Annotated in this window: 23 protein-coding genes; 18 read left to right on the top strand and 5 right to left on the bottom strand. The window is 40.0% G+C overall.

Going from position 1 to position 21,653, the window contains the following annotated elements; genetic code table 11:
- Position 1: 1 nt before the first annotated feature.
- The 10 genes from rpmD (at position 2) to rplQ (ending at position 5,560) form a co-directional block, all read left to right on the top strand.
- Positions 2-184, top strand: coding sequence for a 50S ribosomal protein L30 (rpmD, locus tag SLH46_RS16195; RefSeq protein WP_320282250.1), 183 nt, complete (start codon positions 2-4; stop codon positions 182-184).
- Between the two features lie 89 nt (positions 185-273).
- Positions 274-720: a 50S ribosomal protein L15 gene (gene rplO, locus SLH46_RS16190; protein WP_320282249.1), complete on the top strand. Its 447-nt coding sequence runs from the start codon at positions 274-276 to the stop codon at positions 718-720.
- Between the two features lie 6 nt (positions 721-726).
- The gene (gene secY, locus SLH46_RS16185) at positions 727-2,064 is read left to right on the top strand and encodes a preprotein translocase subunit SecY (protein WP_320282248.1); all 1,338 of its coding nucleotides are present in this window, start codon (positions 727-729) and stop codon (positions 2,062-2,064) included.
- A gap of 62 nt (positions 2,065-2,126) precedes the next feature.
- Positions 2,127-2,348 (top strand): translation initiation factor IF-1, encoded by a 222-nt coding sequence (gene infA, locus SLH46_RS16180; protein WP_038559066.1) that lies wholly within the window; start codon positions 2,127-2,129, stop codon positions 2,346-2,348.
- Positions 2,349-2,416: 68 nt separating this feature from the next.
- Positions 2,417-2,533: a 50S ribosomal protein L36 gene (rpmJ, locus tag SLH46_RS16175; RefSeq protein WP_074780216.1), complete on the top strand. Its 117-nt coding sequence runs from the start codon at positions 2,417-2,419 to the stop codon at positions 2,531-2,533.
- A 23-nt stretch (positions 2,534-2,556) separates the two neighbouring features.
- Positions 2,557-2,934, top strand: coding sequence for a 30S ribosomal protein S13 (rpsM, locus tag SLH46_RS16170; protein ID WP_320282247.1), 378 nt, complete (start codon positions 2,557-2,559; stop codon positions 2,932-2,934).
- 12 nt (positions 2,935-2,946) lie between these two features.
- Positions 2,947-3,336 (top strand): 30S ribosomal protein S11, encoded by a 390-nt coding sequence (rpsK, locus tag SLH46_RS16165; protein ID WP_045032531.1) that lies wholly within the window; start codon positions 2,947-2,949, stop codon positions 3,334-3,336.
- Positions 3,337-3,354: 18 nt separating this feature from the next.
- Positions 3,355-3,963: a 30S ribosomal protein S4 gene (gene rpsD / locus SLH46_RS16160; RefSeq protein ID WP_320282246.1), complete on the top strand. Its 609-nt coding sequence runs from the start codon at positions 3,355-3,357 to the stop codon at positions 3,961-3,963.
- Between the two features lie 19 nt (positions 3,964-3,982).
- Entirely contained in the window at positions 3,983-4,975 is a 993-nt protein-coding gene (locus SLH46_RS16155) for a DNA-directed RNA polymerase subunit alpha (RefSeq protein WP_320282245.1), read from the top strand.
- Between the two features lie 6 nt (positions 4,976-4,981).
- Entirely contained in the window at positions 4,982-5,560 is a 579-nt protein-coding gene (gene rplQ / locus SLH46_RS21730) for a 50S ribosomal protein L17 (RefSeq protein ID WP_442873564.1), read from the top strand.
- A 121-nt stretch (positions 5,561-5,681) separates the two neighbouring features.
- Here the strand turns inward: rplQ and SLH46_RS16145 are convergent, their stop codons facing one another.
- Both SLH46_RS16145 and SLH46_RS16140 read right to left on the bottom strand, forming a co-directional pair.
- Entirely contained in the window at positions 5,682-6,950 is a 1,269-nt protein-coding gene (locus tag SLH46_RS16145) for a replication-associated recombination protein A (protein ID WP_320282244.1), read from the bottom strand.
- 267 nt (positions 6,951-7,217) lie between these two features.
- Positions 7,218-9,197 (bottom strand): tetratricopeptide repeat protein, encoded by a 1,980-nt coding sequence (locus SLH46_RS16140; RefSeq protein WP_320282243.1) that lies wholly within the window; start codon positions 9,195-9,197, stop codon positions 7,218-7,220.
- Positions 9,198-9,335: 138 nt separating this feature from the next.
- Here SLH46_RS16140 and SLH46_RS16135 point away from each other — a divergent pair, with 138 nt between their 5' ends.
- The 8 genes from SLH46_RS16135 (at position 9,336) to SLH46_RS16100 (ending at position 17,052) form a co-directional block, all read left to right on the top strand.
- On the top strand, positions 9,336-9,899 hold the full coding sequence (locus SLH46_RS16135; RefSeq protein ID WP_320282242.1) for a DNA-3-methyladenine glycosylase I: 564 nt from the start codon (positions 9,336-9,338) through the stop codon (positions 9,897-9,899).
- A 140-nt stretch (positions 9,900-10,039) separates the two neighbouring features.
- Positions 10,040-11,245, top strand: a complete 1,206-nt coding sequence (locus tag SLH46_RS16130; protein WP_320282241.1) for an aminopeptidase C — start codon at positions 10,040-10,042, stop codon at positions 11,243-11,245.
- A 163-nt stretch (positions 11,246-11,408) separates the two neighbouring features.
- The gene (locus SLH46_RS16125) at positions 11,409-12,308 is read left to right on the top strand and encodes a hypothetical protein (RefSeq protein WP_320282240.1); all 900 of its coding nucleotides are present in this window, start codon (positions 11,409-11,411) and stop codon (positions 12,306-12,308) included.
- A 118-nt stretch (positions 12,309-12,426) separates the two neighbouring features.
- The gene (locus tag SLH46_RS16120; RefSeq protein WP_320282239.1) at positions 12,427-13,374 is read left to right on the top strand and encodes a glycosyltransferase family 2 protein; all 948 of its coding nucleotides are present in this window, start codon (positions 12,427-12,429) and stop codon (positions 13,372-13,374) included.
- A gap of 75 nt (positions 13,375-13,449) precedes the next feature.
- Positions 13,450-14,136, top strand: a complete 687-nt coding sequence (locus SLH46_RS16115; protein WP_320282238.1) for a TonB-dependent receptor plug domain-containing protein — start codon at positions 13,450-13,452, stop codon at positions 14,134-14,136.
- Positions 14,137-14,166: 30 nt separating this feature from the next.
- A complete protein-coding gene (locus SLH46_RS16110; RefSeq protein WP_320282237.1) occupies positions 14,167-14,601 on the top strand; it encodes an SRPBCC family protein in 435 nt (144 codons plus the stop codon).
- 10 nt (positions 14,602-14,611) lie between these two features.
- Positions 14,612-14,839: a DUF2007 domain-containing protein gene (locus SLH46_RS16105; protein WP_320282236.1), complete on the top strand. Its 228-nt coding sequence runs from the start codon at positions 14,612-14,614 to the stop codon at positions 14,837-14,839.
- Positions 14,840-14,928: 89 nt separating this feature from the next.
- Positions 14,929-17,052 carry a prolyl oligopeptidase family serine peptidase gene (locus SLH46_RS16100; protein ID WP_320282235.1) on the top strand — a complete coding sequence of 708 codons (2,124 nt, stop codon included), beginning with the start codon at positions 14,929-14,931 and terminating at the stop codon, positions 17,050-17,052.
- Between the two features lie 9 nt (positions 17,053-17,061).
- Here the strand turns inward: SLH46_RS16100 and SLH46_RS16095 are convergent, their stop codons facing one another.
- The 3 genes from SLH46_RS16095 to SLH46_RS16085 form a co-directional block, all read right to left on the bottom strand.
- Positions 17,062-19,809, bottom strand: coding sequence for a S9 family peptidase (locus SLH46_RS16095; RefSeq protein ID WP_320282234.1), 2,748 nt, complete (start codon positions 19,807-19,809; stop codon positions 17,062-17,064).
- A 180-nt stretch (positions 19,810-19,989) separates the two neighbouring features.
- A complete protein-coding gene (locus SLH46_RS16090; RefSeq protein ID WP_320282233.1) occupies positions 19,990-20,385 on the bottom strand; it encodes a hypothetical protein in 396 nt (131 codons plus the stop codon).
- 81 nt (positions 20,386-20,466) lie between these two features.
- Positions 20,467-21,594, bottom strand: a complete 1,128-nt coding sequence (locus SLH46_RS16085; RefSeq protein ID WP_320282232.1) for a saccharopine dehydrogenase family protein — start codon at positions 21,592-21,594, stop codon at positions 20,467-20,469.
- Between the last annotated feature and the right edge of the window lie 59 nt (positions 21,595-21,653).

Here is a 21,653-nt window from a genome sequence, read left to right as displayed (position 1 = left end):
TATGGCGAAATTAAAAATTACACAAGTAAAAAGTGGAATCGGTTCAACAAAACGCCAAAAAGCTACGCTTGAAGCGTTAGGTTTGAAAAAATTGAACCAGACTGTTGTACACGAAGCTACTCCTCAAATTGTTGGTATGGCTAACAAATTGAGACACTTACTTAATATTGAAGAAGTTAATTAATAGTTCAAACTATTGAAATTATGAAACGGGTCTTGAGCACTCGAGACCCGTTCCATCTTATTCAATTGAATATAAAATTATTTAATAAGATGAATTTAAATAACTTACAACCTGCAGAAGGATCGACTAAAACATCAAAACGAATTGGTCGTGGTCAGGGCTCAGGCCGTGGCGGCACATCAACTCGTGGACATAAAGGTCAGAAGTCACGTTCAGGTTATTCAAGGAAGATCGGTTTCGAAGGTGGTCAGATGCCTTTGCAACGTGTTGTTCCTAAAATGGGTTTTAAAAACATCAACCGTGTTGAATACAAAGCAATCAACCTTGATGTATTAGAGAACATTGCAACAAAGAATAACCTGACTGTTATTGACAAAACATCCTTAGTTAACGCAGGTATCGCGTCGAAAAATGATAAGATTAAAATTCTTGGCGGAGGAACTTTAACTAAAAAATTAGAAGTTAAAGCCGATGCATTTTCAAAAAGCGCGAAAGAAGCAATAGAAAAATTAGAAGGAACAACCGAAATAGCTTAAACCGTAATGAAACGATTTATAGAGACCCTAAAGAATATTTATAAGATTGAAGATCTAAGATTCAGAATTGGAACAACATTATTTTTCCTGTTAATATACAGGTTAGGATCATTTGTTTCGCTTCCGGGAATTGATCCGGCACAGTTACAAAACCTGCAAAATCAGACTTCTGATGGATTGTTGGGATTGATTAACATGTTTTCGGGTGGTGCGTTTGCACAGGCTTCGGTCTTTGCTTTAGGAATTATGCCGTACATTTCTGCCTCAATTGTTATCCAGTTAATGGGTATCGCAGTTCCCTATTTCCAGAGGTTGCAGAAGGAGGGAGAGTCAGGAAGAAGGAAAATTAACCAGATCACACGTTATTTAACTGTGTTGATTCTGATTCCACAAGCTTCGGCATATCTAACCAATCTTCATTACCAGTTGCCGGATTCGGCTTTTGCAATGAGTGGAATATGGTTTAATGCTCCATCAATTGTGATTTTAACTGCTGGTTCAATGTTTGTATTATGGTTGGGAGAGCGTATTACCGATAAAGGAATTGGTAATGGTATCTCGTTAATCATTATGATTGGTATTATTGCTCGTTTACCTATGGCGGTGGTACAGGAATTTGGTTCTCGTATCAACCAACAGGGTGGAGGTTTAGTAATGTTCCTTGTTGAATTTGTTATTCTGTTCATCGTATTCATGGCATCAATTGCCTTGGTACAGGGAACCCGTAGGATTCCGGTACAGTATGCGAAACGAATTGTGGGTAACAAACAATATGGCGGAGTGCGTCAGTACATCCCTCTAAAAGTTAACGCTGCAGGTGTAATGCCTATCATTTTTGCACAAGCGATTATGATGGTGCCTATTACAATTGTTGGTGTTGCTAATTCTGAAAATCTGCGTGGTGTTGCGGCTGCTTTATCTAACATCACCGGAGTATGGTACAATTTAACACAATTTTTATTAGTGGTAGCTTTTACGTATTTTTACACCGCTATTACTATTAACCCAACGCAAATGGCAGAGGATATGAAGAAAAACGGTGGTTTTATTCCGGGTGTAAAACCAGGAAAGAAAACCGTTGAATTTCTTGATACCGTTATGTCGCGTATAACATTACCGGGTTCTATTTTCTTAGGTCTGGTAACAATTATGCCGGCGTTTGCTATGATGATGGGAGTTAGCCAATCGTTTGCCCTGTTTTTCGGTGGTACATCGTTGCTTATTCTTGTTGGTGTAGTGTTAGATACCTTACAGCAGATCGAAAGTCACCTGTTGATGCGCCATTATGACGGTTTGATGCAATCAGGCCGAATTAAAGGACGTCCGGGTATCGGAGGAATGTAAGACAAAATTGTAAAAGAGATTATTAGTAAAAACTTATTCAAAAAAATTTAAAAGAGAATTTTATGGCAAAACAACCATCCATAGAACAAGATGGAACAATTATAGAAGCATTATCAAACGCTATGTTTAGGGTTGAACTGGAAAACGGTCACGTTATTACTGGGCATATTTCAGGAAAAATGAGAATGCATTATATTAAAATTTTGCCAGGGGATAAGGTTAAAGTCGAAATGTCTCCTTACGATTTAACTAAAGGTAGAATTACGTTTAGGTACAAAAACTAAAGATTGTATATGAAACGAGTCCCGGTTAAGGCCGGACATCGATACAAAAAATTAAAAAAATAATTAAGATGAAAACTCGTGTTTCAGTTAAAAAACGTAGCGAAGACTGCAAAATTATTCGCAGGAAAGGACGTTTGTATGTGATTAATAAAAAGAACCCTAAGTTTAAACAACGTCAAGGGTAATTAATCTTTAAAAAAAGAATTTTATGGCACGTATTACAGGTGTTGATATTCCAAGTAATAAAAGAGGTGAGATTGCACTTACCTATATTTATGGTATTGGCCGTAGCAGAGCTATCACAATCCTTGAAGAAGCTGGTGTAGACAAAGACATCAAAGTTCAGGATTGGAATGACGACCAGTTGGCAGCTATTCGTGGAGTTATCGGTGATAACTTCAAAGTAGAAGGCGAATTGCGTTCTGAAATTCAGATGAACATTAAGCGTTTAATGGATATTGGTTGTTACCGTGGTATCCGTCACCGTATCGGTTTACCGGTTCGCGGACAGAGCACTAAAAACAACGCACGTACCCGTAAAGGTAAACGTAAAACTGTTGCGAATAAAAAAATGGCCACTAAATAAGGAATTTGAGTTATGGCAAAAAAGACAGGATCAAGTAGAAAGAGAACAGTGGTTGTTGAAGCCAATGGTATGGCCCATATCCACTCATCTTTCAACAATATTATCGTAACGCTGACAAACATGAACGGAGAGGTTATCTCTTGGTCGTCAGCTGGAAAAAAAGGATTCCGTGGTTCGAAAAAGAATACTCCTTATGCAGCTCAGGTAGCTTCAGAAGAGTGTGCTAAAACTGCTTATGACCTTGGACTACGTAAAGTTAAGGTATATGTTAAAGGACCTGGTAACGGTCGTGAATCAGCAATCAGAGCTTTGGCTACTATCGGTATCCAGGTTACTGAAATTATTGATGTAACACCGCTTCCGCACAACGGTTGCAGGCCTCCTAAAAGACGTAGAGTTTAATTTTAAAACGAAAAGGAAATGGCAAGATATAGAGGACCAAAATCTAAAATCGCTCGTAAATTCGGAGAACCTATCTTCGGACCGGATAAAGTTTTCGAACACAAAAACTACCCTCCGGGGATGCACGGTTTAGCTTCGAAAAGAAGAAAAGTATCGGAATACGGGCAGCAGTTAAAAGAGAAACAAAAAGCAAAATATACTTACGGAGTATTGGAAAGACAATTCCGTACACTTTTCAAAAAAGCGCAAGCTGCGAAAGGTGTTACCGGTGAGGTTCTTCTTCAGTTGTTAGAGTCTCGTCTCGACAACGTAGTATTCCGCTTAGGTATTGCTAAAACACGTGCTGCGGCACGTCAGTTTGTATCACACAAACATATTACTGTTAACGGAAAATTAGTAAATATTCCATCGTACACGGTTAAATCTGGCGACGTTATCGGCGTTCGCGAGAAATCAAAATCTTTGGAAGAAATTACTGGCTCATTGCAATCACGCAGAAGCTCACAGTACGAATGGTTAGAATGGGATGGCGAACAAATGGCCGGAAAATTTCTGAACCGTCCGGAACGTGAAGAAATTCCTGAAAACATCAAAGAGCAACTAATCGTAGAGTTGTATTCAAAATAATAAAATTACTTAGAATATTATGGCAATATTAGCATTCCAAAAGCCTGACAAGGTAATAATGTTAGAATCCGATGACAAGTTCGGACAATTCGAGTTTCGTCCCCTGGAACCGGGATACGGTATTACAATAGGTAATGCACTTCGTCGTATTCTGTTATCGTCGTTGGAAGGCTATGCAATTACAACTGTTAAAATTGAAGGTGTTGACCATGAGTTTTCTACGATTAAAGGAGTTATTGAAGATGTAACTGATATTATCCTTAATCTGAAGCAAGTTCGTTTTAAAAACGAGGTGGAAGATTTTGACAGCGAAAAAGTATCTATTTCAATTACCGGACAGGAAGAATTAACTGCTGGTGACATTAACAAATTTATGACCGGTTTCAGAGTATTGAACCCTGAGTTGGTAATTTGTAGAATGGAACCGGATGTGAAAATTCAAATGGAGTTGAACATCAGCAAAGGACGTGGTTACGTTCCTGCTGTTGAAAACAAACCGGTTGAAGAAGAATTTGGTGTAATTCCGATCGACTCGATCTACACACCAATTAAAAAGGTGAAATTCGCCGTTGAAAACTATCGTGTTGAGCAAAAAACCGACTACGAAAAATTAGTTCTGGACATTGCTACCGATGGTTCTATCCATCCGAAAGACGCTTTAAAAGAAGCAGCTAAAATTCTTATTTATCACTTCATGCTGTTCTCAGACGAAAAGATCACTCTTGATACTGATGAGAAATTTGCAAACGAAGAGTTTGATGAAGAAGTACTGCACATGCGTCAGTTGTTGAAAACTAAACTCGTAGATATGGATCTTTCAGTTCGTGCTTTGAATTGTTTGAAAGCTGCGGATGTAGATACATTAGGAGACCTGGTTACCTACAACAGAAACGACCTGCTGAAATTCAGAAACTTTGGTAAAAAATCGTTAACCGAATTGGATGACCTTTTAGATAACATGGGACTGAATTTTGGAATGGATATTTCCAAGTATAAACTTGATAAGGAGTAAAAGGCAATGAGACATAATAAGAAATTTAATCATTTAGGCCGTAAAGCCCCACATCGTAAAGCGATGTTGGCAAACATGGCTAGTTCGCTTATCGCGCATAAGAGAATTTCGACTACTGTTGCTAAAGCGAAAGCTTTGCGTATGTATGTTGAGCCACTTATTACTAAGGCGAAAGAAGATACAACACATTCTCGCAGGGTTGTTTTTAGCTACCTGCAAGACAAAGAAGCTGTATCAGAATTGTTCCGTGAAGTAGCTGTAAAAGTTGCTGATCGTCCGGGAGGATACACACGTATTCTTAAAACCGGTAACCGTTTAGGTGACAACGCTGATATGTGTATCATCGAATTGGTTGACTTCAACGAAGCTATGTTGGCTGCAAAAGAAGAAGCTGCTGCACCTAAAAAACGTCGTTCACGTCGTGGTGGTGCTAAAAAAGCTGACGCTACTGCACCAGTTGCAGAAGCTGAAGTTGTTGAAGAAGTTAAAGTTGAAGAAGCTCCGGCTACTGAAGCAAAAGCTGAAGAAACAACTGAAGAGCCTAAAGCTGACGAGTCAGCTGATGAAGCTAAAAAAGAAGACTAAAAATTTTCTTTACCATATTGAAAAGCCGATCCGTCAACTGACGGATCGGCTTTTTCATTTGTATACGTTCGTAGATATAAACTCATGAATGTTTTAATTGTTTTTGCGGGCTTTTAAGCTCTTAAAACCGTTTTCCCCACCACTTCTTCAACCGCTCCAATATCTTCAACTCAGCAGCGTTATTTTGCGGCTGGTAAATACGATTGTTTTTAATCTCTTTCGGTAGGAAATCCTGCTCCACAAAATTACCGTCGTAGGCATGCGCGTATTTGTAGTCTTTGCCGTAACCGATTTCTTTCATCAGCTTGGTTGGGGCATTTCGTATGTGTAGTGGTACAGGTAGATCACCCGTTTGTTTTACCAGTGCAATGGCATTGTCGATGGCTTCGTAGGCCGAATTACTTTTTGGCGAAGTAGCCAGGTAAATGGTACATTCCGATAAAATAATTCGTGCTTCAGGCATCCCAATTTTATGTACGGCATCAAAAGTGTTTTGTGCCATCAGCAAAGCGTTCGGGTTTGCCAAACCAACATCTTCGGCAGCCAGTATCAGCAAACGGCGGGCAATAAACTTTACGTCTTCGCCACCTTCAAGCATTCGCGCCAGCCAGTACACCGCTGCATCCGGATCGCCACCACGAATACTTTTTATAAATGCCGAAATAATATCGTAATGCATTTCGCCTTTCTTGTCGTATATCGAAAGGTTTTTCTGCAGCTTATCGGTTACCTTTTTATCGGTAATAACAATGTTGTCGCCTTCTTCGCCAAGCGTAACCAGTTCCAGTACATTCAGTAGTTTTCGGGCATCGCCACCCGAGTAACGAAGTATCGCCGAATCTTCGCGCAGTGTTATCTTTTTCTCCTTAAGAACGGTATCTTTTTTTGTGGCTTGCTTAATAATCTTAAGCAAAGCAGCTTTATCAAGATGTTCCAAAATATACACCTGGCAACGCGAAAGCAGGGGAGAGATCACTTCAAACGACGGATTCTCGGTTGTAGCACCAATCAATGTAATAGTACCATCTTCAACAGCTCCCAGTAGCGAATCTTGTTGCGATTTACTAAAACGATGTATCTCATCGATAAATAATATCGGATTTGGGCGACTAAAAAACTGTTGCTTTTTAGCTCTGTCAATCACATCGCGAATATCTTTTACTCCCGAGTTAATAGCACTGAGTGTGTAAAATGGCCGGTCAAGCGTGTTGGCAATAATACGGGCCAATGTCGTTTTCCCAACTCCCGGAGGTCCCCACAAAATGAGTGATGTTATTTTTCCTGAATCGATCAGTTTGCGCAAAACAGCACCTTTACCAACGAGATGTTCCTGTCCGATGTAATCGTCTAAAGTTTTAGGTCGTAAGCGTTCTGCGAGTGGCTGATTCATAATTCAAGTAAAAAGTATAAAGTGACAAGGCAAAAGTAAAAAAATTACAAGGCAAAAGGAGAAAGTGTAAAAGCAAAAGGAGAAAGTTGAGAACAGCTACGAGCCACGAGGTACGAGCCACGAGCTACAAGTTTCAAGAAGCTAGCGTCTGGCATCCAGGTTCCAAGATTCGGTATCGCTGCTTATCTGTTTTGCAATTCAACAATTTATCAGTTTTGCATTCTCCAATGACCAATCTCCATCAATTCTCTCAATCTTTTTTAATCCCTAGTTACAATACCTTTTTATAATGTTGTAAGCTCCTTCAATTCCAAGCTCTCCGGCGCGGCTTAAGTCAAGTGCTCCGCCTTCAATATCGTCGAGGAAAATCTTTGTAAGACCGCGGTTAAAATACGCTTCCGCAAATTCTGGTTCCAGATCGATGGCACGATTTAAATCTTCCACCGCACTTCGGTACTCACCCAAACGTAGCTTGATAAATGCCCGGTTGTAGTAGCCGAAAAAGAATTCCGGATCGAGGAAGAGTGTAACAGCATAATCATCCAGAATTTCCTGGTACTCAATTGTTGCAGGTTTATTATTGCTGTTGTCGTTTATTTTTCTTTCGTTTAACGAGATCGATGCTGTTGAACCCGTTCCGGCTAAAAGTTCAACCTGTTCTTTTAATTTGTAGCGGGTGTTGGCGCGTGTAAAATACGCAATTGAAGTTTTTTCATCCAACTCGATGGCTTTACCCAAATCGTCGAAAGATTTATTGTAATCGCCGGTAAGACTGTAAAAAATACCACGATTCAGATAGTTATTCGCATTTTCCTGGATAGCGATTTTCTCGTTAAAAAACAGTATAAAGTTCTCGAAAACTGATTGGTAAGTGGATACCGGTTTATTCGTAATAGAAAGCAGTGGATCGTAATTGTTGAGCGCATTTAGTTCGTCGATTCCTAAATTGTAATACTGAAAGCGATCGTAATCGACAGCGTTTTTCTCAAAAGCTGAAATAAAGAACATCGGTTGTAAATCGATCACAATGTTTTTATTCTGAATACGGCCATCGTCAATATCCTCTTCAACTTCCTCCGGCAGATCTCTTGTATCTTCAATCACAAGATCCATGCGCATACGTCTTCTGCGTTTTTCAGCTTCCAGCTCTTCCTTCCTTTTTTCCTCTTCTGTTTTCTGGTCGATGGCCGAAGGTTTGTTTTGTGGCTGATTATTTTGTGCCAAAGCCTGTTGCGAACTCTGCGAATTTTGCTGATTATTGCTCGCTGATGAGTTGGTATTTTGTTGTTGATTTTGCTTTTGCTGGTTTTGTTGTTGCTGTTGTTGTGCAAGCTGCTCGGCATTTATCCTTCGCTGGCTAAGATCGAACTGCGGATTAAGTTGGGCAGCAACCTGGTAGTCCTGCTCATATCCCGGGCGGTTTAAAATTTCGCGAGCCATGGCGCGGTTAAAATAAGCACTTGCCATTTCCGGATTTAACGAGATAGCCATATCGTAATCCATTATGGCACTTTCGTAATCTTCCAGTTTGTGTTTTACAATTCCCCGGTTGTTAAAAGCGAGTGCATTTTGCGGATCGAACTTTATACTCTGATCGTAATCGCGCAAGGCCGATGCATAATCTTCCAGTTCGAAACGTGCCAGTCCGCGGTTTAGATAAGCGGCAGCATAATGTGGCCGGATAATAATTACCTGGTTTAAATCGCTTATTGCACCTTTAATATCGCCGCTTACAATTTTGGCATTGCTTCGGTTCATCAGCGCGTAGGTCGATTTTGGGTTTACCTCCAGCGCGTTGTTATAATCTTCAATGGCACCTTCCATGTCTTTTAGCGCCAGTTTTGCAATCCCGCGGTTGTTGTAAATCGACTCATCAGTAGGATCGAACTCCAGTGCCCGGTCGTAATCTTCAATGGCGCGTTTGTATTGCCTTAAGTTGTGGTAGGCCATTCCCCGGTTGTTGTAAGCCCTCGGATAATAAGGTTTTATTTCAATCGCTTTGTCGTAGTCGGCAATGGCTCCGCGGTAATCTTCCAACGAATGTTTGGCGGTTCCGCGATACAAATAAGCTTCGGCCAGATAGGGTTTAAATTCAATAACAATATTAAAATATTCGATTGCACCGGTGTAGTTGCCGATTGAAATCCGCGTTCTTCCAACCCTTATAAAATGGTTGATGTTCAGTTGCGCTTCGGCAAGAAAACTCATCGACAACAAGAGTGCAAAAAGTATGGTAAGTTTCTTCATTTATTAAGTTCTTTCATACGCCGTTTCTACCCACGGCTACTTCATCCTGTTTTACAAAACAAACAAAAATAGTATTTTCATAGTTGGAAGTAACAGGTAGAAAGTTTTTTTAACGAATAGACACTCAAATCTAAAATTATGTGTAAACGCTGCGAATGGGGAACAAAAAACGAGTTGATGATAAAGTATCACGACGAAGAATGGGGAGTGCCGCTTCATGATGATGATAAACTGTTTGAATTTTTTGTGTTGGAAGGTTTTCAGGCGGGATTAAGCTGGCAAATTGTATTGAATAAACGCGAGAATTTTCGTAAAGCTTTTGATCATTTCGATCCGCAAAAAGTGGCCGGTTATGACGAAGAAAAAATTCAGCAACTCGTTACTGATAAATCGATCATTCGCAATCAACAAAAAATTCGCGCCTGTGTAAATAATGCACAACGTTTTCTCGAGGTACAAAAAGAGTTTGGAAGCTTCGATAACTACATTTGGGGATTTGTAAATCATCAGCCCATTCAGAATAACTTCGAAAGTTTAAAGGAATTACCTGCAAAAACGGAGCTATCAGATTTAATTTCTGCTGACTTGAAAAAGCGTGGTTTTAAGTTTGTCGGATCAACCGTAATTTATGCGCACATGCAGGCAACCGGGATGGTAAATGATCACCTCGTTTACTGTTACCGCCATAAAGAGGTTCAGTAACTTAGCCATAAATTTATTACATAACTTTTATGGTGAATAACCGGGCTCAATTTTTATTAAGTCTACCTTAAATTCGCTTTCAAAAAAAGAATTAATTGTTAAATTTGACGCTATTCAAATTAAGAGGGTAATTATTTAAAATGAATATGAAGTTGCGTTTGATTTTTACTGCATTAATTGTGGTATACACATTTAGTGCGTTTGCAGAGGAGAAGAAAAAGGAAGAAGAGGCAAAAGGTTATGTCTTTGAGGATGAAATCGAATTAGCAGCAACGTCTGTTAAGGATCAATACCGTTCGGGTACTTGCTGGTCGTTTTCAGGGCTGTCGTTCCTGGAGTCGGAAATGTTGCGTCTGGGAAAACCAGAGGTCGATCTTTCAGAAATGTTTATTGTATGGCACACTTATTCTCAAAAAGCCAAAAAGCATGTGCGTGTGCACGGAAATCTTAATTTTACTGCAGGAGGAGCTTTTCACGATGTAACAAATATGATTCGTGAATTTGGAATCGTTCCTGAATCGGTTTACGATGGCTTGAATTATGGCGAAGAAAAACATGTTCATGGTGAAATGGATAATTTGTTAAAACAGAGTGTTGACGCCATTGTTAAAAATAAAAAGCTTAGCACCGCCTGGCTGGATGCTGTTGAATCAACTTTAAATTCTTATTTGGGAGATTTACCGGTAAAATTTGAATACGAAGGAAAACAATATACGCCACAAAGTTTTGCCAGCGATTATGTTGGTTTAAATATGGATGATTACGTTGAGATTTCATCGTATACACACCACCCGTTTTACGACAAGTTTATTTTGGAAGTTCCCGATAACTGGTCGTGGGATGAAGTTTATAATGTTCCGTTAAACGAGCTGGAAGAGATTATTGATTACGCTTTAAACAACGGCTTAACAGTTGCCTGGGCAACCGATATCAGCGAAAAAGGATGGGCAACAAGTAATAAAGGAGTTGCTGTTGTTCCTGAAACACCGGCCGAAGACATGAGCGATGCGGAAATTGCAAAGTGGGAAGCACTTCCTGAAAAAGAAAAACAAAAGGAATTGTATAAGCTGGAAAATCCTGTTCATGAGATGGTGGTAACTCAGGAAATGCGTCAAACAGCATTCGATAATTACCAAACAACCGACGATCATGGCATGCACATTATCGGAACGGCAAAAGACCAAAACGGGCACACTTTTTATAAAGTGAAAAACTCGTGGGGCGATTACAACAAATACGAAGGTTATTTTTACGCCTCGAAACCTTATGTGAATTACAAAACGATGTGTATTATGGTACACAAAGACGGTATACCCCAAAGTATAAGAGAAAAGCTTAAACTTTAAATGTAAGCCCTTCAGTTTTTCTGAAGGGCTTATTTTTTTCTTTGCCCTCACGTTTTTAGTCATCCTCCTTGGTAGCCTGAAAAAATCATTTACATTTGATGTCTCAGAATTTTACCGTGTAAAAACCGGCAAAAAACGATGCCGGATCAGGTTTAAACAAGCAATGAAACGACTTTTAATAATAGCTCTACTTTTAGTTGCAGTTCAACAATTGGTTTATGCCCAGGAAGACTGGTCGTGGTGGAACGATGCCCATGGTTGGACAAGTGACGATCCGGGATGGCGAAACTGGATGATTATTTCTCCTGGCTATTTAGGTCCAAATGCCTTGCCTGTGCCCGAAGTTAAAAAGGGATTTCTGGAAGGAAATACAGAGCTGGAAATTACGGTTTCGAACCATTTTTATTCGGGCGATCCAACACAGGATATTTCCGGACGCGCCTATATCCCTTTCGCTCAAAATAAAATTGCGATAGAAATGTATGGCGTATTTCTTGAGCACTATTCCTACACCGAGGAAATACGGGACGAACGTTTTTCGCGCGATAAAGACGGGAAAGGTTATGCAATTGGCGATTTTTACTTTTCTACATTAATTCAACTTTTTAAAGACCGGGCTTTTCCCAACACATTGTTCCGGGCAATTTTAAAGACGGCCTCAGGTACAAATTTCGAGGGAGCACGTTATGCCGATACGCCGGCTTATTCATTCGACTTTAGTTTTTCAAAAGATTTAGGCACACCGGAAACAACACTGATTCGCCCACATGTGATGTTGGGCTTTTACAGCTGGCAAACCAACGACGAACTCAATCTTCAGAACGATGCATTACTGTATGGAGTGGGAACTGATTTTGAAAAGAATGACTGGCGGTTTACACCATCCTGGTCGGGATATTTTGGTTATAAAAACAACGGAGACCGGCCAATGCAACTCAATTTTGAGTTACGCAGAGAATACAACAAAAAGGCGATAGCCATAAAATATCAGCATGGATTGCACGACTGGTTGTACAAAACAGTACGTTTTTCGTTTATATGGAAACTTAATGGTGTTGAGTAACTTATCCTAAAACAGAATTTATACCTTTGCAAGCGCAATTTGAGGGTTAAATTATTTCAACCTGTATTGCAATTCACCGGGACAAAAGTTCCTGATTCGAAACAGAAAAAGACAGATAATGAAAAAGCTTTCACTCGTAATATGTGTTTGGAACGAAGAGCCAAACATTAAACCACTTTCTGACGAAATCAAAGCAGCACTGGAAGGCATTGATTACGAAGCAATATTTGTTGACGACGGATCGACAGATAAAACGCGTGAAGAAATCCGAAAAATTAATGACGACCGGTTTTTGTTGGTTGAGCTGAAAAGAAATTACGGGCAAAGTTCTGCATTACAGGCAGGTATCGATCAGGCAGAAGGAGAGTATGTTGCATTAATCGATGGCGATCTGCAAAACGATCCGGCAGATGTGCCAATGATGTTGAAAATGATTGAAAAGGAAGAGTGGGATATGGTTGCCGGTGTTCGCGCCAACCGAAAAGACGGAATGTTCCTGCGCAAAGTACCATCGAAAATCGCCAATTATCTCATCCGTCGTACAACCGGAATTTATATGAAAGACCTGGGATGTACCTTGAAAATCTTTACGAATGAGACTATAAAAAATATTCATATTTACGGCGAACTGCACCGATATATTCCTGCTTTGGTAACGCTCGAAGGTGCTACAAAAATCACCCAGGTTGATGTGAATCACCGTCCACGTACGTTTGGAACATCAAAATACAATCTTAGCCGTACTACCCGCGTAATGAGCGATTTGGTGCTGATGCTTTTCTTTAAAAAGTACCTGCAACGCCCGATGCACTTTTTTGGTAACATCGGTATTTTTACCCTGGCAATTGGTGTGTTGATCAACTTCTATTTGCTTATTCTAAAAGTGCTGGGAAATGACATTTGGGGAAAGCCTTTGTTGTTACTCGGAATTTTATTGGTTTTGGGCGGTATTCAGTTTATTACAACGGGTATTATTGCCGAATTACAAATGCGGACTTATTTCGAATCGCAACAGAAAAAACCGTACCGGGTGAAGCGTGTTTCGCCAGCAAAAGAGGAGGTTTAATATGCTTTTTTAACATATTGGTATTTTATTGATTTATTGTAACTTTAACAAAATAATTCAATAAAAGCCGACAATATGAAAACTAAACTGGTCCCCTTTATTCTCTTTATTTTATGTGTATTTGTTTTTAGCCAGGGCATGGCTCAGGAGCACTATGTTAAAGGAGTTGTAACCACTTTCGATAGTATTACTATTATTGGAGCCGATGTAGCCGTTAAAAGTTCGAAACAAGTGGTACAAACCGATACACTGGGTCGGTTCGAGGTAAAAGTACTACCGAATGATAAGCTCAAAATATCAGCTAGAGGATTTCAGGGAAGAACTGTAAAACTGGAAGAAAACACTAAAATTGTTGCTGTTAATCTTAACCTGAAGGCGGGAGATAAAGCAAGAGAATACGCCATTGGTTATGGTTACGTAAAAGACGGCGAACGCCTGAATGCATTAGCTCAAATGACCAATGATGATGTAGATTTTTCGCAATACACCAACATGTACGATCTGATTCGCGGAAGATTTGCCGGAGTGCAGGTTCAAAGCAATGGCGAAATTATTATTCGCGGAATTAACTCCATAAATATGAGTAGTGCTGCATTGATTATCGTAGATGGTATGCAGGTTGATTATACAATAATGAGCACCCTTGTTCCGGCTCAGGTAAAAAGCATAAACGTTATTAAAGATGGCAGCTCTGCCATTTATGGAGCGCGCGGCGCAAATGGTGTTGTAATTATCGAAACAAAAAAAGGTCCGGATCAATAGAATTTGGACTTAAATACTATTATTTGACGAATGAAAAGCGGAGAGGAGGTTTGTGTTAGCCAATTGGTTGATGCTTCTATTGAAAAAGTGTGGTTGGCGCTAACAGATTTAGCACGAATGAAACAATGGTATTTTGAGAATATCGACCATTTTAAAGCAGAAATTGGTTCAACATCTCAATTTGCCGTTAATTCAGGCGATAGAATATTTACCCATTGTTGGAAAGTGATTGAGGTAGATGCGTCAGAAAAAATTTGCTACGCGTGGAAATACCTCGAATACCCGGGTGATTCTGTTGTTTGTTTTCAATTGAAAGCGCGTGACGGGAAAACAGAACTAACACTGACGCATACCGTTCGGGAAGATTTTCCGGATGATATTCCGGAGTTTAAGAATGAAAGTTGTGAGGCGGGATGGAATTACTTTCTTGGTGATCGACTACCGGCCTTTTTGAAAGAAAATTAAACTAAAACAAATGAGTAAAGCGGTAACTGTAGCAACATTCACAAGCAATTTTGACATGAAATACATGTTGTTTAAAGAAATGCTTGATGAAGCCGGCATCGAATTTATGCTGGTAAATGAGATCACAAGTACTATTGATGGTACTTTTAGGGGAAGTCCGACCAATATTGGCATCGAGCTTCGTGTGATGGAAGAAAACTTTGAAGAGGCTTTAGAGATTTATAATTCGATAAAATAGTAAGCAGAACCGTTAATATTCTACAAAACGGTTATTAAAATATATTGTTAATTAAAACTATATTTGGCTCCTAAATGAACTTGTTTGATATGTCCTCTCAATTACCTGAAAAACTTACATTTTTTTCAAAATACTGTTTATTAGCTTGTTTGTACATTTTTGTATCGGTACACGTTGGCACAGCCCAGGATTTTAAACCTGTAACGATACCAAAAATTCCTGTTTACGATACGTTTTTTGCTGATAATGTAATAGAAGATGATTATCGGTATCTCGAAGATTTTACTAATCCCGAGTATACACAATGGCTTCAAAGTCAAAAGAAAGAAGGTGCGAAATATTTAAATAAAACGTCTTCAAAAAGTAATTCATTCCAGGCTATCGATCGTTACTCTTACACCGACTTCAACAGACGGATAAAAAAGGGAGATTATTATTTCTTCTACGCCTATTATAACAACCAGGGAACCCCCGCTTTATATTATCAGACGGCTTTACACTCAAAACCCAAAATCTTGGTTGATCCAAATTATGGTGCAGGTAAAGACAATATTGTGTTAAAAGGATACTTTGTGTCGGGCGATTCAAAATACCTGGCTTATCAATTTAGCAGAAATGGAAGTGATTGGGCCGAGTTAAAAGTAGTTGAAATTGCAAAGGGCATTCACTTGGATGATGAATTAACCGGATTAAAATTTTCGAATGTTGAGTGGTTAAATGACGGTTTCTTTTATACCACTTACGATCAAAAAGGAGACTTTGGGAAAACGATTAATCAAAAGGTTTACTATCACAAACTAGGGACGGCTCAGAAAGACGATAAGTTAATATTTCACAGGAAAAGAAATCCAGATGCGGAGTTTGATTATGTTGTTACCTCGAACGAACGCTTTTTTGTTTTAAAGGAGGTAAATCCTCAGGCGAAGAAAATAAATATCTTTTATCTGGATTACCAGGCTGAAAATCCCGTCCTTCGCCCATTATTAACCAATCTTAAAGACGATGTTATTATTTTAGACAGTCATGAAGGTAAGTTTCTGGCCAAAACATCCTATAATTCGGAAAATGGGAAACTTGTTCTTATTAATCCCAAAGATCCACAAAACTGGGAGGTAGTAGCAGCCAATTACAATCAGGCGATTTTGTTAGCTACTCATGCTTTTCAGGACAGAATTGTGTGTGTTTACCAAGCCAATCAGCGACCACTTTTGGTGGTATTCGATTATAGTGGCAAAGCTTTATTTACAATGGAATTTCCGGTGGCAACCTCGTTAAGTGGATTCTATGGAGGTTATAACGATGAAGAAGTTTTGTTTAGCCTCCGATCCTTTACTGTCCCTCCGGTGATCTACAAGTTTAACCTCCTGACTTTTGAGCGGGAGTTGACAGAACGCACAACAGTTTCCTTCAATTTTAGTAAAATTAAATACGAGGAGCTGGAGTACATGACCGATGATAGTGTTATGGTTCCAATTGTGCTTGTTTATGAAGAAGGAATAAAACTCGACGGTAGCAACCTAACACTGCTTGAAGCGTATGGTGGTTTTGGATCAATCCTGCAACCTTCGTACGATCCCGGAATTGTGTATTTCATAAAAAAGGGGGGTATTTATGCCTTTGCCAATATTCGGGGTGGTGGCGACAAAGGACTGGATTGGGCGCGTGCCGGGCGTGGAATAAACAAACAACGATCGTTTGACGACTTCATAAATGCAGCCGAATTTTTAATTAATAACAAATACACCAGTAACGAAAACCTGGCCATTACCGGAGTGTCCAACGGGGGACTGGTTGTGGCTGCCTCAGTAGTTCAACGCCCTGATTTATTTAAGGTTGCTGTCCCAATCGTGGCTCCGCTCGATATGATTCGTTTTGAACACTTTACCGTTGGTAATTTCCATACTGATGAATATGGTTCGGTAAGCGATAGCCTAGGCTTTTTTAACCTGAAAAGTTATTCGCCCTACAACAACATTTCCGAAACTGTAAATTATCCATCAATGTTGGTCGTTACCTCTGAATTCGATGACCGGGTTCCTCCATTTCATTCGTATAAGTTCGTTGCAAAAATGCAAAATCGTCCCGCTCAAAAGAATCCTGTAGTTTTAAAGGTAGAAGAGAATTCCGGACATTATGGTGCCTCTACCTTGTATTCAAATGTAAAAGAATCCTCAGATATTATGGGATTTATTATGTACGAGCTAGATGAGTGAAATTTTTAATTACTCTACCAATTCATACCCCATATCAATACCTTTATTAACTGCCGGAATACCTTCGTCCATCCATTTGGGCATCGGTGCATCTTTTAGGTAATGATCAAAAAACTGGGCCATCCGAATCTGGAAATCGTGCATGTCGCGAAGTTTTGTTGGCCAGTGGTCGGCTTCGTTATAATTAAGTAACCACGATGGCTTTTGCATACGTCGCAAACCAATGAAGAATTCAATTCCCTGGTACCATGGCACGGCACCGTCATCGTCGTTATGCATGATCAGAATCGGAGTGTTTATCTTATCAAGTGTAAACAGTGGAGAATTCTCCAAATAACGCAAAGGCGATTCCCAAATCGATTTACCGATACGGCTTTGTGTGTGTTCGTACTGGAATGAGCGGTTTAATCCCGATCCCCAACGAATTCCACCATAAGCACTGAACATATTTACCACCGGAGCACCCGATTCAATAGCTGCAAACATATTTGTTCGTGTGGCAAGATAAGCAACCTGGTAGCCACCCCAACTGTGTCCCTGAGCGCCAATATGGTCTTCGTCAACAAAACCTTTGGCAATTAACGCTGTAACTCCGGGCATTACACAATTAAATGCCGATTCGCCAGGATAACCTTCTTTGTAATACACATCGGGATTAAAAATAATATAGCCGTTGCTTGTGTAATAATGATAATCGATTGTTGACCGATGATTTTCGGGCATACGATAACCAAGCAGGTTTTGCGAACTTTTTTCGTAAAAATTCACGATCATTGGGTATTTTTTGTTTGGATCGAAATCCTCAGGTTTGTGTAAAGTTCCTTCCAAAACTAAACCATCGAGCGAACGCCAGGTAACCAGTTCGGCGGTTCCCCATTTAAAATCTTTTTGCTGAGGTGCAGCATCGCTTAATTGTGTTTCTTTTTTAAATCGCAGATCGGTTGCAATCAGGTTCGGATAGGTTTCAAAATCTTCCTTGGTAAAAACGATCAGGTTGTCATCCTCAGCTTTAACAGGTCTTCCCAGTTTGTAATTCTGGCTGAAAATAGCTTCCGGGGTTTTTGTTTTACTCAGGTTGAAAGCGTAATAAGCATCAGCACGCGAAATTTCGTTGTGTCCGGTCAGGATAACTGTTTCCGAAGAATTGATACCTGTATTTGGTTCCGGATTAAATCGAACAAGGCGATAGTTGATTTTCTCACTTCGCCCATTTTTTGTAAGGTTTACCGGGGCGGTTGAATTGGTCGGATCAACTTTCCAGATATCATAACGATCGTAGATCAGAATGGCCGCATCATCTTCAAGCCAGCCGGCATTGCGATATGATCCCGGAAGGTTAGGAACATCGTTTAATTCGTTTGCCGCTTGAATAGTAGCCGGATCAGTGATTTGATACTCCTTACCTGTTGCAATTTCGTAGGTATTCCAGGTTGTGTCGATGGCATTGTACCAGTACACAAATTTACCGTCGGGAGAAACAGATGGATTGGCACGGCAGTCGGTTTTAAATTTTTCAGCCTCTCCGGAGTTGATATCAACCAGGTAGAAATCGTTGTGATATGGACCGCCTTCCCACATGGCTTGTACGGCATAAGGTCGATTGCTAAAGGCCAGCAATTTGTCTGCATCGCCATTTTGTATTTTTCCAATACGCGAAAACTGTTCTGTTTCCAACTGAACTGTTTTTTGCTGATTGAGATGAACAACAGCCAGGTATGATTTTTTCAAATCCTTTTTTTGGTTGTTAAGCTGTACGGTTTGAAGTTGCTCTTCGTTCCAGGTCCAGACATCAAGAGCCGGAATTTCTTCTTCCAGTATTGTTGTGTCTTTTTCAGGAACTATTGGAGCTGTTCCGAAAAACAAACGTTCGCCGTTATCAGAAAAAGAAAGTTTGCCGTTTTCGCTGATTTCCCAGTTTTCCGGAATGGCAGCATTTGTGTTGTCGGCAATAATTGATTCAGTTTCCCCTCCCCAATGGTAAAGAGAGTAAGATGGTTTTTCGGCATCGGTAGAATCGGCCAAAAAGGCAAGTTGTTCGCCATTGTCGGCAATACAAAGTTGCTCGAACTTTCCTTCTGCTTCCAAGATAGGAGAAAGTTTTTCTGCCTTTAAATCAAACAGGTAAACACCTGCAGTAAACGTACTATCGCCTTCAGAAATAAAACTGATAAATGGCTGGTCTTTTGCCAGTTCGTAACTGCTAACTGCAGGATATTGTTTTGTCGATCCGGTAGCAAGATCTTTTATATAGAGCGGGTGCTTTTTGTCCTTTTTGCTTTTTGTTGAATCATTCGGATCCTTAGCCTGGTATGCGATCCAGCCCGACCACTCTTCTGGTACTTTTACCGACTTCAGGTTTTCGATGGTTTCCGATTTATTCTCCTCAATATCAAAAACAACCAATTTATTCTGAGGCAGGTCTTCCTTTTTTGTCTTTTTCAGTTTCAGAGCACGAATGGTATCTGCCGGTGGAACTTCCGTAAAAATCAGGTAGCGCGAATCGTTTGAAAATTGCGCTTTTGTACCATAATTAAATGATGCAATTTCTTTGGCTTCGGGAGTGCTGATCTTTAATGTTGCATCGCCTTTCCATGGTTCTTCTTTCCATGCAATATATTTACCATTGTTCGACAGATGCGTTTCGGTAATTCGGTTCCACTTTAAAATATCGTCGAACGTTAGTTCTTGTTTTTCTGTTTGGGCCGACAAACCGGCCGAGATAATTAATAGCGCGAGTAAAGACAAAAAGTTTTTCATGTTTATCACAGTTGTTGGATTTTACCTAATTGGGTGAATAATGCGAATTAAAAATTATTCGCCGTTCAAATAAAGCATTTGATGAAGATAAAAAAATTATTAATCAATAAGAATTCGGCTTCACAATGCCAGTATAAGACGATAGATTCAATGAGAGGTTTAAATGGGGTAGAAAAAGTTTTATGCCTCGGCCATTAACATTCGGGCTTCGCTTTTTAAGATGGCCGGAAGTTGAATGTGTCGGCGTTCGATGCTTAGAAGCCAGAATTTAATCTCATCGGTGTTTAAGGTGTACAACACTTCGCGAAACTGTTCAATCTGGTTGTTGGTGTAGGCATTTTCGTCCACATTTTTGTACTCGTCGAGCTCTTCATCATCGTAATATTCAATTATCGATTCATCCATTTTTATCTGGTCGAACTCGCATACTTCGTGAGCGCCGCAACAGTCTGATGGCGGTGCAACCACGTCTTCCTGTGGTTTGTCTGTTTTCTCCTGCTTTTTATTTGCTTTTACCAAAAGTAGAACACCAAAAGCGGTGAGCAATAAAAACCCAAATCCAATAATCATTTCCATGCTGCAAAAATAGCATTTTGCTACAAAAGATAAATTGGTTTGAATTAAGGTTAAACTAATTTTAAGAGAGGTCTGATATTTTTACTCTGAGAGCGTGTATATTACGCCGCGTTCCTTCATGTATTGGAAGATATAACTGAGATTGCCTGGTTGTGCACCCACCGCTTCGGGAGCACTAACACCAACTGAATTAAACACCCCGTCGAGTACCAGATTGGCAACCGAAGAACAAGTGTAACCTGTTGTGCGTGCCATGGAAATCGTTTGTGTTTCGCGGTCGTATTTATCGAGCAGATGGTAGGTAAAAGATTTTTCTGTTCCGTTTTCTATTCCCTTTATGACAATCCGCATTATCGTAAAATCTTCCTCACCGGGCTTCAATTGCCACTTCGGAAAAAGCAATTTGGCTGTAACATCGATTGGCCGTACCTGCACACCGTTCACTTCAACCGGATCGTACGAGAAAAAGCCCGATGCTCTTAACACACGAAGGTATTCGATACATCCCGGATAACGAAGTGTTTTTTCAATCATGTCGGGAATATTCTTCATGGTTTGCATCAGCGAACGTAATCCGTCGGAGTTCCACGATTCAAGCGTACCAACACCTTCAAAATCGATCAGTTCCGGATCGGAGAGTGCCTCTTTTTCTACCAATTCATAGTTTTGGATATAGCGCGCAGGACGTGTGTATTCTTCAATTACATCGATGGGGGAGAATACAGCTTTGTATTCGTAGGGCCATTCGCGAATTACAGGTAAACCGCCAACAAGGCATTCGTATGATTTAACCGACATTTTTTCGTTGTAATGACCAAGGATAATATTTCCCATGCCGGGCGCAACACCGCAATCGGCAACAATACAAACTTTATTTTTTTGGGCTAAGCCGTTTAACGACAGAAAATCTTCGGGCATAAAGGAAATATCGACCATATTTTTGCCGGCTTCAATAACAGCTTTCATGGTTTGATAGCCCATAAAACCCGGAACAGCGCCAATTACAAGGTCGTAATCAGCAACCAACGATTTTATTTTTTCAGGCTGGCTAAGGTCTTCCTGAATACAATTAATTTCAGGTAAATCAGAAAACTTGGTAAAGGCTTTTGGATCAAAATCAACACTGGTAACCTGGTGGTTTTTCGATAAATCTTTGGCAATTGAACTTCCTACAAGTCCTGCTCCCAACACGATAACTTTTTTCTTCACTTAGGTAGGTTTGTTTAATGGTTTGTATTTCAGTTAAAGTGTGTGTTAACAGAGGTTTG

Source organism: Draconibacterium sp. IB214405 (assembly GCF_033963885.1).
Classification (GTDB): Bacteria; Bacteroidota; Bacteroidia; order Bacteroidales; family Prolixibacteraceae; genus Draconibacterium.
This window is presented reverse-complemented; position numbering and strand designations above follow the sequence as displayed.